6 protein-coding genes are annotated in these 13,268 nt (G+C 42.7%); 4 read left to right on the top strand and 2 right to left on the bottom strand.

All coding sequences use genetic code 11. The annotated features are described in order from the left end of the window. Positions 1 to 3: 3 nt before the first annotated feature. Complete coding sequence (locus VCM39_RS02820; protein ID WP_289290653.1) at positions 4 to 2,583, bottom strand: hypothetical protein; 2,580 nt, start codon at positions 2,581 to 2,583, stop codon at positions 4 to 6. A 16-nt stretch (positions 2,584 to 2,599) separates the two neighbouring features. Continuing rightward, positions 2,600 to 3,943 carry a PEGA domain-containing protein gene (locus tag VCM39_RS02815; protein WP_289290655.1) on the bottom strand — a complete coding sequence of 448 codons (1,344 nt, stop codon included), beginning with the start codon at positions 3,941 to 3,943 and terminating at the stop codon, positions 2,600 to 2,602. A gap of 1,048 nt (positions 3,944 to 4,991) precedes the next feature. Here VCM39_RS02815 and VCM39_RS02810 point away from each other — a divergent pair. The 4 genes from VCM39_RS02810 to VCM39_RS02795 all read left to right on the top strand — a co-directional run bounded on the left by VCM39_RS02810 (position 4,992) and on the right by VCM39_RS02795 (position 13,222). Continuing rightward, positions 4,992 to 8,546, top strand: coding sequence for a TonB-dependent receptor (locus VCM39_RS02810; protein ID WP_322933560.1), 3,555 nt, complete (start codon positions 4,992 to 4,994; stop codon positions 8,544 to 8,546). A 14-nt stretch (positions 8,547 to 8,560) separates the two neighbouring features. Beyond that, positions 8,561 to 10,324: a RagB/SusD family nutrient uptake outer membrane protein gene (locus VCM39_RS02805; protein ID WP_322933559.1), complete on the top strand. Its 1,764-nt coding sequence runs from the start codon at positions 8,561 to 8,563 to the stop codon at positions 10,322 to 10,324. A 55-nt stretch (positions 10,325 to 10,379) separates the two neighbouring features. Further along, positions 10,380 to 11,342, top strand: a complete 963-nt coding sequence (locus VCM39_RS02800; RefSeq protein WP_322933558.1) for a sugar phosphate isomerase/epimerase family protein — start codon at positions 10,380 to 10,382, stop codon at positions 11,340 to 11,342. Between the two features lie 83 nt (positions 11,343 to 11,425). Next, complete coding sequence (locus VCM39_RS02795) at positions 11,426 to 13,222, top strand: T9SS type A sorting domain-containing protein (RefSeq protein WP_322933557.1); 1,797 nt, start codon at positions 11,426 to 11,428, stop codon at positions 13,220 to 13,222. Positions 13,223 to 13,268 lie beyond the last annotated feature (46 nt).

Genomic DNA, 13,268 nt, shown 5'->3' with positions numbered 1-13,268 from the left:
CTATTATTTTTTATCAGGTGATTGATTATCAGAGTTGTCCGGGATATCACTTCTGGTAGTAAACGAATTAGTTTCTCCATAGCTTATCCCATTCATATTTACGGCATAGGCACGGATATAGTATTGAGTACCCATAGCTAAAGCCGCCAGACTTCCTGTAAAATCTTTCTTTGAGATATCCGAATTTATTTTATTATCACTGATAGTAGGCACCGTGTTAGTAATACTATAACAAAATCCATTTTCTGTTATAGTTGCTCCTCCATCATTACTTATACTCGATGAAACTTCAGCCGTTGTTTTGGTCACGGTGTTAATAACAGTAGCTCCAACTGTCGGTATAGAAGATACTTTTTGTGTAGAGAAGGTGTATACCACTCCATATGCAGTCCCTTCCCCATTAGTAGCATAAGCTCGAATATAGTATTTTGCATCAGGTTCCAGATTCTTCAAAACTCCGGTTATTGAATTTCCGGTTGACGTATCCGCAAGAATACTACTACCACCTTCTATGGTAGGCGAACTATTTGTCAAACTATAGCAGAAACCTTTTCCGGAAACAGAAGCTCCCCCATCACTCACTACTGTAGCAGTTGCTTTAGCAGAAGTCTCACCTATTTCACTGACAGTAGTACCACTAAGTGTTGGAACAACAGCAGAGGTACCAGTTGTAAATTCTTGTGTTTCACCATAACTTACCCCCTTCTCGTTCTCAGCATAGGCACGGACATAGTACTTTGTTTTACCGGATAATCCTGTTAACTCATAAAAATAAGTACTTCCCTCTGTTGAAACCTCACTACTGCCCTCTCGTTGCTCAAGAGAAGGAACCGTATGTGTGCTGCTCCAACAAAAGCCTTTACGCTGTAATGTACCATTGCCTAAAGAAGTAATAGTACCAGATAGGCTCGCAGAAGCAGAGGTCACATTGGCAACAGCACCTGTTTTTACAACAGGCAGAGTGACAGATTTCGTCTGGAAGTTACTTACTACTCCATATGATAGCCCTGCCTGATTTATCGCATAAGCACGAATGTAATAAGTTTGACCCTCTTCCAACCCCACAAGGTTGGCAGTAATATTGTTTCCTGTAGTCAATGAAGATACATGAAGGTCCCGTTCATCAGGTAAAGCATGAGTTGTACTATAATAAAAGCCGCTTTCTGTAATCTCACTTCCACCATTACTGGTCACTACAGCAATGGCAGAAGCTGTGTGAACAGTAATATCACGCACAGTCGTTTGGGCTACCGTAGCAGGCTGTAGCGTTTGTGCCAACGTAAATTCAATCCAATCTCCCTGACCTCGCAATTCTTGCCCATTTACTTCTCTTATAGCCCAAGCATATGCCTGAATAGCCTCTTCCGTAGGTAACCCTTCCAGTTTTAATGTGAATATGCCTGTTAACTGGCTTATATTTCCACTTGGATAATTTTCTATAACAACATTCCCTATAGAAGAAGATTTTGATTGCCAGGTAAATCCAAATGAAGTAATCCCTTCTAAATGATCAGTAGCAATACTTCCCGTTAGTACGGCTGCACTATTTCCCAAATCTTCGGCACTTAGTGTCGTTACTACTGGAGGAACTGCCTGGTGTCCGTCATCAGGGATAGTATAGGTTATCACATCCCCATATCCTACTCCTTGCTGCCCAACTGCATATGCACGGATATAATATGTATTTCCCGGCTTCAATCTGCTTATTGTAGCATAAATCGTTGTATCAGGTGTATAAGCAATTTCTTTAAGTCCGGTAATAGTTGGTTCCTCCATCTCTGTACTATAACAGAAACCTTTTTCAGTTACGGTAGTTCCGTTTGCCAATATTCTTGCCAGCAAAGTAATCGAAGTTTCTGTAGAGTCTTGTGGCACGGAAGAAGAGACAACCGGAAGGTCCGTCGTTTTTGTAATAATGTAGGCAGTCTCTCCATATCCTATTCCCTTAGTACTTGCGGAATAAGCACGAACGGCATATTGTCTTCCTGGTTTGAGGTCCTTGATACGCAATCGATAGTCGGACAGATTGTCTATAACTTTCATTTCGTCTTTTTCTGTCGGAAGATAGCCGGAGACACTTGTCTCTTTCCAGCAGAAACCGGAAAAAAGTATCTCTCCTCCCCCTTCATCAAGTATAGAAGTAGAAACCGTAAAGCTTTTCTCATCCGTACCGGAAACTTCCAACGCGCTAAATACCGGCGTATTACTTGCTCCGGTGGTAAAACTCCGGATTTCCCCTTTAGCTATACTATAACCGCTATGGGCATATGCACAATAATAGTAAGTTTTACCGGATTCAAGCCCTTGGAGTTGGACGACAAAATCGTTACCACTTTTTTCATCTACTTTCATTTCAGTATATTCGGCCATACTCTGCAGAGTAGAATAAAGGATACCGTATTCTTTTACAACCACTCCTTCTGCTTTTTCCATGCTTCCTGACAGGGTAGCTCCGGTTCGATAAATATTGGTCGCTTCACCAGTCGCCAACTTCGGAGCAAAATTTGCAGGCTCCGTATCCTTTTCACAGGCTGCCATCACTAACAACAGACTGCATATAATAAGATGTGTTATCTTTTTCATTTTTTACTTCCACTAATTAAAACATAATACCCACTCCAACAGCAACTTCATGATGCTTAAAATTCACAGTGTGAAATCCTACAGAAAGAGCAAACTTACCCAACCGTCCGATAACACCCAGTTCGGCAGCAACACCTGCTGCCGAATGGTCGGTATTCTTTACCAATTCACCTTCTACAGTTTCCCAAGCCAGTGTACGGCTACCATATCCGGCACCTGCATAGAGATAAACGGGCTTCCATAATTGCCGCAGATAACCGGCAGTGACCGACAAACGGGCTTTCTGAGTGACTCCTTCTTTGTAATAGGGAGTACCCTCACCTCCGGAAGTCAACGCGCCGCTATCATCACACTCCAAATCAGCGGAAGCAGAACCGAAATCACTACGAAACTTTACATAAGCTCCGTTCTTGCGAACAAAACCAATCATACCGCCATAAGACAATTGTGAAGGATGATAACCTACTTCAGCCATCACCAGCATACGACGTGGCTCTTTAGGTTTAATCGTGGAGATCATTGTGAAGGTTTGCCCATTTGTTTCTCCGGCAGAGATATTCACAACCGTATCTATAGGAAAGAAAAGATCTTTCTCTATACGAAGTTTATAGGAACGTATTGGCATACGGTCACTTTTATAAGGTGTTTGCCCTGCCAAAGTACCATCAATGTAAACATTGGCATCCTGCTCCGGTAAAGAAAAGACTTCGAGGTATCCGAATTTTGGTTTTAAAGTGACACTCATAATCTTCTGTTCACTCCCCAGATCGACGACTCCGGCTTCCGAAGCATACATAGGAGCTTCCACACGATAGGTATGACTACCTTTCTTCATGGTAGCCGTGAAGAGCCCTTTTTCCGTAGGCACCTTTTCATCATCTATATAGATAGTAGCATCAGCCGGGTCGGGGCGCATCACTAAAAGTTGTGTATTTGTATCTACAGGTTCGTGGGAAGTACCGTCATTGACTCGTACTTCCATTTCATAGACGGTAGATTTATCAATAATATCGGGGTAAAAGTAATTGCGTAGCACCCCATATTTGTCATGCATAATAGAAATACGGCGAGCACCGCGAGGTACATAAAGCCAGATTTCGCCCGGTTTGTTTTCACGGGCAGTGATTCCTAAAGCGTCCGGTTCGAACATCAGATCTTTTACAGTAGTTACAATCCGGATCAGTGCACATACTTCTCCGTTCTGATCTCTCTTAGGAGCCGTGACGCGAGCTGTAATATCAGTTTCCATCCGGTTAAAAGAAGCAACTTCTATTTTTCCTTGGGCACAGACCTGCTGAAATAAGAAGTTAGCCAAAAAGAAGACTGCTAAAAAGAAGCCACGCCTTGCTTGGTTTGTCATTGTGTATAGTTTTTATTCCGCTTGTCCTCTTCAACGGAGGTTAACTGCATAAAGAAGGCGCGAGGACTGTTAATTCTATTCTAAATCCGAGGCTCTGGAAAATGCCCATGTCATGAATAGACAACAATCCTCACGCCTAACTATAACGTTGGCGTGAGAAGACTGTTGCTATTATCCCATGACATTTTGAATTTTCCAGATTCCGAATTAGGGGATAATAACTTTACGCTTCTTGCGTTTTTCTAATATTTAAAAGTTCTGCTTATCATAACTCGTCACCACGAATAGCAAAACTGTATTGCAAATGTATAACAATTTTCTATCACAGCCACAGCAAAAAGAAAGAAAAAGAGCAAATATATTAAAGATTTATTCTCACGTACCGGAAAACCAGTACAAAAGATTCTTCTACAATAAAGAAAATAACATATTACAAAAAGAATATTCTGAAGATAAATAAAACGATAATTCATAGCTATACAGAAAAAAAACGTATAGATCCCCCCAAAAAAGCTCCTGCAAAAAAACGGATAATCAAACATCTAGAAAGTGTATCTTTTTACTATACAAGAATGTACACTGCCGGTTATTCAAAGAAAAATAACAGGCTACCCATTGTTTTATTTTCACACACACAAAACATTACAACAAGACATCTGTCAATGTCATTCAAATATCTCCATAAATTAAGATGTCACAATATATCTATCAATAAAAAAATGTATTTCATAATTAATTCACGCATTATATTGAGTTGAAACAAAAAAAGCAACTCCCCGTTACGTAATCTCTTTCTATTGTGGGTTCTTTAAGTAGAACCACCCATATCAGATTCGATTATGATAAAAAAGTTAGCACCAAATACAATGAGAAACCCAATTCCCTTATCCAACCTAAAACGATGGAATGATGACTCGTAGAGAACTAAATCTAATAACATAGATAGAATAAAGTACTCCATGAAATACTATAAATATCCCTGCTACAATAAATGGAAACAACATCAATGAATCAATTCTGATCAATCAATTATAATAAATCTTATAACATGTACAACAGCTATCATTTTAATCAATCAATACTAAGAAACACCTTTATAGTGTTTGCGTTGGTTATCAGCGCATTGCTTCCCGGTAAAGCACTTGCAACAGGTATTGATTTTCAAGTAAAGAATGTGACTGTACGCGAAGCTGTATTGAAACTGCAACAGCAATATGGATTTTCCGTAACAGTAGAATCGAATGACGTGGACATGAATCGTAAAGTTTCAGTCTCAGCTAAAAATGAATCTATTAGTACAATACTTAGCCGTATATTTACGGGACAAAATGTCACTTATACAGTGACCAACAAAAGTATTATCATCCAAAACCGGAAACAACCAACCGAGAATACCCCTGCGACACCAAAGCCACGCCCGATTTCCGGAAAAGTGATAAACGGTACTGACAAAGAACCACTTATCGGTGTTACCGTCCTTAATCCCGAATCGGGTAAAGGTGTAATCACCAACGTAAACGGCGATTATTCCATCGAAGCGATTTCAGGACAAACACTGAAGTTTTCTTATGTAGGCTTCTCCGATGTTTCGATAAAAGTAGGCAGTTCAAACGTCTTGAATATTACCATGACCGAGAATTCGACTATACTTAATGAAGTAGTAGTAGTCGGATTCGGCAGCCAGAAAAAAGTAAACCTGACGGGAGCTGTCGGGGTGATTGGAAATGAAGAGATCAACGGCCGTCCTGTCGCTTCGGCTGCACAAGCCCTGCAAGGGCTGGACCCATCGCTAAACATTGGCATTAATACCGGTAGAGCCGATTCAGGCTATGAAATAGATATTCGTGGTGCCGCATCTCTAAATGGAGGTACCCCGCTTATTCTCGTCGACGGTGTGGAGATGGAACTTAACCGCCTTAATCCTAACGACATAGAGTCAGTATCCATATTAAAAGATGCAGCAGCGGCTTCGGTATACGGTGCAAAAGCCTCAGCCGGTGTAGTATTAGTTACCACCAAAACCGGTAGTGACTCCAGTGTAAAAGTTACATATAACGGCCGTTTCGGTCTATTAAAGAACACCACAAGTACCGACTACATAACCAGTGGTTACGACTGGGCCAAAGTAGTTGACCGCTTTTTCTATTATTCGAATAAGGGGATAAACTATCTTAAATATGATGAGGACGATTGGAATGAACTCGAGATACGTCGCGGCGATAAGACCGAAAACCCCGAACGCCCGTGGGTAGTAGCCGAAGAAGACGGAACATACAAGTATTACGGAAATTTCGATTGGTACGATTACATTTACAAACGTACTCGCATGCAACATGAGCACAATGTATCGATAAGAGGAGGAAATGACAGGGTAAAATACTACGTCAGCGGCCGTTATTACAATACCGAAGGGATTATGAACCTGCAAAATGACCCTTATGACAATTACAGTATTCGCGGAAAGTTAGACATTAACATTACGAAGTGGGCCCGCTTTAGTACCAATCTGAATTATTTTTATGGTAAAATGTGGTGGCCAGGAATGAAAAACCAACAAACTACATTTCGTAATGTAACCATGGGTGGTTCTCCATTATTTGTCCCTAAAAATCCCGATGGAACGATCGTACATAGTACCGAAATAGTAAATCAAGGAGCCGGCGTACTTGGTGATATGAACCTGATGCTTACTTACGGCAAAACTTCCAACGAAGAGGTAGTGAATGAAGCGACGATTAAAAACAACCTTGAATTAGATATCGTGAAAGGATTAACATTGCATTTGAGTCACGCATATCGTTTTTCTCATGAGTTCGGACAATATCGCTATAATAATGCACCGTATTCTTCACATGAAGGCGTGATTTCATGGGAAACCACCAGCAAATTTCGTAACGAACTTCAAGAAACCAACCAATCGCTCTATAAACAGACATTTGAAGCATTTACCGATTATTCGCACACTTGGAATCGGGTACACAATTTCAAGATTGTAGCCGGTATACAATATGACACCCGTTATTACCGCAAGAATGCAGTATCGGTCGATGGAAATCTTTCGGAAGATCTGAATGATTTCAACCTCTCTGCCGGATCGACTTATTCTGTCAGCGGAGGACAATCAAAGTACAAGACACTCGGTGTCTTTGGACGTGTTAATTATGACTATGATGGCAAGTATCTGTTTGAAGCATCCGGACGTGCCGACGGATCGTCACGTTTCTGGAGTCGTAACCGCTGGGGATACTTTCCTTCAGGTTCCGTCGGATGGCGTATCAGTCAGGAGAATTTCTGGGAACCTTTACGCCAGTGGTGGAATAATGCCAAGATACGTTTTTCTATCGGTAGTCTTGGCAACCAACAGGTATCGGACTACCTGTTTGTTCAAAAGATCAACACCAATCTCACCAGTGGAGATTTTACGTTCAATGGTACGGATAAGCTAACATATGCCCGTGAAGACGCCCCTGTAGCCAATGATTTGACATGGGAAAAGATAACGACGTATGACTGGGGAGTCGACCTTGCTTTTTTAAACAACAGACTAACATTCAGTGGTGACTATTACATACGCAACACCACCGATATGATGATGCCGGGAGCATCGCTCCCCGGAGTTTACGGTGCAAGCGAACCGCGTACCAATGCTGCGGATATGCGCACTAAAGGTTGGGAACTCAGTTTCGTCTGGCGCGACAGAGCGACTCTGTTTAGCCGGCCGTTCTCTTATTCGCTACGCGCCAGTCTCGGCGATTACCAGACCAAAGTAACCCGGTTCGACAATGATACCCGACTGATCTCGGAACACTATGTAGGTGAAAAGCTCGGAGATATCTGGGGATATAAAATCGACGGCCTTTTCCGTACCGATGAAGAGGCGGCAGAATATGCCCAAAAAGTTGACTGCTCCTACTTTACCAAACGTATTGACGCCACTGCCACCCGCAAGGGACTTCATGCCGGCGATCCGAAATTCCTGGATCTCAATGGAGATAATAAAATTTCCATCGGTAAAAACACGGTCGAAGATCCGGGAGATCGGGTAGTCATCGGTAATTCACTTCCAAGGTATTCTTATACATTCGGTGGTGATTTTTCATGGAACGGCATTGATTTTTCTATTCTGTTTCAAGGTGTGGGCAAACGCAACTGGTATCCCAGTTCCGGTCAAGCCAATCTTTTCTGGGGACCGTATTGCCGTCCGCACAATACATTCTTAAGCCAGCAATTGGTTGATCAGGTATGGAGCGAAGATAATACGGATGCATACTTTCCATTCCCTCGCGGTTACGAAGCATACTCTGACAATACCAATTCTCACTATACTCTGACATCACCCAATGACCGGTATATCCAGAACGTAGCCTATCTACGGCTTAAGAATCTGACAGTAGGCTACACTCTTCCGGTGTTCAAAAAGTACCTCCAGCAAATACGTATTTATTTCACCGGAGAGAATCTTGCTTACTGGTCGCCAATGAAGAAATACTGTAAATACATTGATCCCGAAGCAGCTGTTTCATCTTCGTCTTACGTTGAGAATTCCGGTGAAGTATACAATTTCAGCAAGGTATTCTCATTTGGCATCGATATTACATTCTAAAAAACAAACCAGCTATGCGTACTATAAAATACATATTCATATCCGCCGCCTTATTAACAGGCTTTGTATCGTGTGACCTTAATGAGTTTCCTAAGGATTCCATCAGTCCCGATACCTTTTTTCATACAGAGTCAGAGTTGGAACTTTATACCAACCAGTTTTATCTCATGGAACCTACCGCAGTCAATCTGTATGACGAACCATCCAACCTGATTGTTGACGGTCTGTCTCAGAGCGATGTCGTAGTAGGACTGACACGTACCGTTCCTTCCTCCGGCGGGGGATGGTCATGGTCTTATCTGAGATATATCAACTATTATCTGCAAAATTCCCATCGCTGTGAAGATGCATCCGCCCGCAAACGCTATGACGGTGTTGCTTATTTCTGGCGTGCCTACTTTTACTTTGAAAAGCTGAAACGTTTTGGCGAAGTACCATGGTATGATCAGGTATTGGCTTCCGACCAAGACGAACTTTTGGCCAAAGCACGCGACAGCCGCGACGTCATCATAAATCATATCATAGAAGACTGCAACAAAGCGGCAGAAAGCCTTCCGGCATCATCCTCTATTTATAAAGTTTCACGTTATGCAGCCCTTGCATTAAAATCACGTGCGTGCCTTTTTGAAGGAACTTTCCGTAAATACCATGCCGGTCACACATTTAATAAAAGCAATTTACCTTATGAAGCTATCTTGCAGGAATGTGTTAATGCATCGCTTGATATTATGAATGATAAAAAGTATTCCATCTACTCGACAGGGAAAAACCCTTATTATTCACTCTTTACTTCAGAAAGCGCCATTGCACAGGAAGTAATTCTTGCACGTTGCTATGGAGGAAATTTCGCACATGCAGTCGACGCCTATGCATTAATGCCCTCCAAAGGCATGGCCGGTTACACCAAGGCACTCGTTTTCTCTTACTTAATGCAAGACGGCAGTCGCTTTACCGATAAAGCAGGATGGGCAACGATGCCATTTACTGAAGAGACCAAAGAACGCGATCCGCGTCTTGCACAAACAGTATTGACACAAAATACCCAATACATCGATGGTACAGAAGGAACCTTCAATTTTGCCAATACCGTGACAGGATATCCGATGCTAAAGTACATTTCAGGACCCAATTTTGTCAATGCTTCGACAATAGATATACCTATTTACCGTATGGCCGAAGTATACCTCAATTACGCCGAAGCCAAAGCCGAACTGGGAACATTGACGCAAGATGACCTCGATCACTCCATCAATTTAATCCGTGATCGCGTAGGAATGCCCCACCTGGACAAATCAGCAGTAAATGCCGATCCTGATCCGTTCCTCACATCTGAACTTTATGGATATAAGAATGTGGATAACGGTCCCAACAAAGGAGTCATTCTTGAGATCCGTCGGGAGCGTTCGATAGAAATGGTAAGCGAAGGCATCCGTTTTGCCGATTTATGCCGCTGGCGTGAAGGCCAACTTCTGGCCCAGCCATTTTATGGGCCCTATGTACCCGGTGAAGGCCGTTATGACATGGATGGCAATGGAAAAATCGATTTTGTGGTTTATCTGGACCGCCGTATTCCCGCTCCGGGAGTAACTCCATTAAAAATAAACCAAGACATATTCCTGTCAGAAGGAGAGACCGGTTATATTCTGGCTCACGGACAATTAATGAGGGCATTCAACGAGGACCGAGATTATCTCTATCCAATCCCAAGTAATGAACGTACACTTACCAAAGGTATGATTACACAGAACCCCGGATGGGATGACGGACTAAATTTTTAACCACATCTTATTCGCAAGTCAGTTATTATTAAGTTTTAAATTACAAGTAAACAGTATGTTAAAAAGAAAAATAATCTATGTATGGATATCTGTCTTAATGGTTTCCGTAAGTGGCTTTTGCATGGATACCATGAACGAAGACAAAGTACATACTCCGCAGAAATTGCGAATAGGTACAACTATAAGCGTTTTCGGCGGTTTGAAAGGGTTAACCTATGAAAACCTGAAAGAAGCACGGTCTGCGGGTATCTCTGACATAGAAATTTCTCTCACCGGCTTAGTAAATGGAGATCATCCTATTCCAAATGCCGAATTAAAAGAGAAATTCCGCCAGGTAAAACACAATGCCGACAGTGCCGGGATCAACATCTGGTCGATACATATGCCTTATGGGGCCGACTGTGACCCGTCACACATTGACGAAACCATTCGTTCACACTCCGAAAATGCCTACCGCAGCTACATCGATGTCGTCAGCGTATTGGAGCCGGAAGTAATCCTGTTCCATCCAAGCTGGCGGTTAGGCCTCAACGAACGCAAGGAACGCATGAGCCAACTGGTAAAAACCATCACTTCCCTGAATAAAGATGTAAAGGAGATAGGGGCCATCATTGTATTGGAAAATCTTCTCGGATACAAATTACTTCGCAGTCCCGGGGTAGAACGCCCGTTGGGCCGTACTGTCGAAGAGATGGTTGAAATTATGGATTTAATGCCGGCTGATGTTTATGTAGCAATCGACATGAATCACATCAAAAATCCCGAACTGCTGATCGCTGCACTCGGCTCTCGCATAAAGAGTGTCCACATTGCCGACGGTGACGGAGAGAAGGAGTGTCATCAGCTCCCGGGACGCGGGAAAAACAATTGGGTTCTTATTCTTCAGGCACTTGATCATGCCGGTTACACTGGTCCGTTCCTCTATGAAATAAGAGCAAAAGAAGTAGATGGATTTACAGATCTTGTCACCGCCTATAATCTGCTTTATAAAAATTATATAAAGTCTTTACAACCGTAAGGAGGCTGTTGTCAATACCTCCTCAAACGTATAAAAACTCCAAGTGATTTTACCAATACATTATTAACAAATCTATGAGAATTATGAAACTAAAACATTTCTTACTCTGTGTGATGGGAATTTTGATTCCTACAACCGTTTTTTCGGCTGAATACTATGTCGTACCGGGGTTACGTGCTACAGGCAACGACGGTTCATCCTGGGAAAAAGCGATTACCATGTATGACATTTTCGAAAATGATGCCACTGCTGCAAAAAACGATGAGGTATCCAAGTATAAAACCGGAGACGTATTCTTTCTTGCAGGAGGAACCTATTACAATGCTACCAGTCCCGGTTCCGATGCCGGGCGCATTTATCGTGGCTATATTTTCGTTGGAGGATGTGACCAAAGTAAAGGTGTGGTTACTGAGTGGCCTGCCTATCCATCGGCAACACCTACAATTTTCTCCGGTGACCTCGACGAAAACGGAGGACCGAGTGCAGGCGACCTCCGTAATTTAATTCATGTGCGTCAGGCTCGGAATGATGATGCCGAGAACCTGGCCCACATCTGCAAACTGATAGGTATCGATTTTACCTGTTCATATTCTCCCGAAGGTTCAACTAACGCAAGTGGAGCAGTTTATTGCACGCAGGGAGCCATCGAACTTCAATATTGCAATATATATAATAATATAAGCAAAGGCGAAGGTACGGGAGACGGAATCGGTGCCGGTATCCACATCTATGGCGGACTTTATCATATAAAAGACTGCAATGTATACAACAACAAAGCGCATAAGACCGGAGCCGGATTCCGGTGTACTTCCCGCAGTTCTAAGAAAGCGAATGGCGTAATCGAACGTTGTTACTTCGGTAATAATGAAGTGGAATCCCGTTACGGTGGTGCCATCGCCCAATCTTCAGGAGAAAATATGTGGATCATAAATTCCACTATTGTTGACAACAAGGCCTTTTACGAAGGTGCCGGAATCTGCGCCAATGGCAGCTCCTTTGATGATGATGTACGTGCAGTACATATCATAAACTGTACAATTGCCGGCAATACATGCGCTGCCGATCCTTCGGAACTATATGCTGAAGATACGGAAACCGGTACTGTCACTAATCCTGGTTCATGGTTGGGATCGCAAATACGTATTGCCTGTGATCCGGCAGTGAGTATCTGTAATTCCATTATTATCGGACACGAAGATGACGGTACAGTTGCCAAAGCCGCTATCGTTCTTACCGGTACGGAAAAGACACCCTCCAGCGCCTATTTAAATTCGTATGGTGGCAGTATATTAGGCACGTTCGGCTCGGTCATGAATTCTCCAACCATTGCTATCAACTGGAACAATGATCACATGGATGGCAGTAACCCGAATACTTATTCCAAGATATTCGGCACAACCACAGCCGGCGAAAACGGCGGATTCACCAAGACGCTGAAACCTGTAGATAATGGCATTCTCGACCAACTCGGAGTTTACGCCCTTTATGGTTTCGAACTTGGAGAGTACATCAAGACTCTAAAAGATGAAGGCAAATATCTCCCGTTCGAGATCGACGTTACTGTAGACCAGACCGGTTCGAAACGTAGCCAGGAAGAGATTAACGGTGAAACGGCTCCGGGAGCCTATGATTTCTTGACCAATCATGGGACCGGTATTGCCGTTACGAATTCTCCGATGTCCCCTCTCAAATTACAAGTATCAGGTGATGGTACCTACCAGATTGTAGGACTTACCGACAATGCTACGATACATATTTATAATTTACAAGGTATACGTATCCGATCTATTACCCAAGGTAACACGATTGACCTGCGTGATCTCACAAAAGGCATTTACATGGCTAACGTGAACGGACAAACGTTCAAAGTTGCCAGATAATATTGTAACTAATCTATTGAACAGGTCCGTCTGCTTTCCGCATCTG

The organism is Bacteroides mucinivorans, assembly GCF_034654355.2.
GTDB classification, from domain to species: Bacteria; Bacteroidota; Bacteroidia; order Bacteroidales; family Bacteroidaceae; genus Bacteroides; species Bacteroides nordii.
The sequence above is the reverse complement of the archived record's forward strand: the minus strand, read 5'-3'. Positions and strand labels throughout refer to the sequence as shown.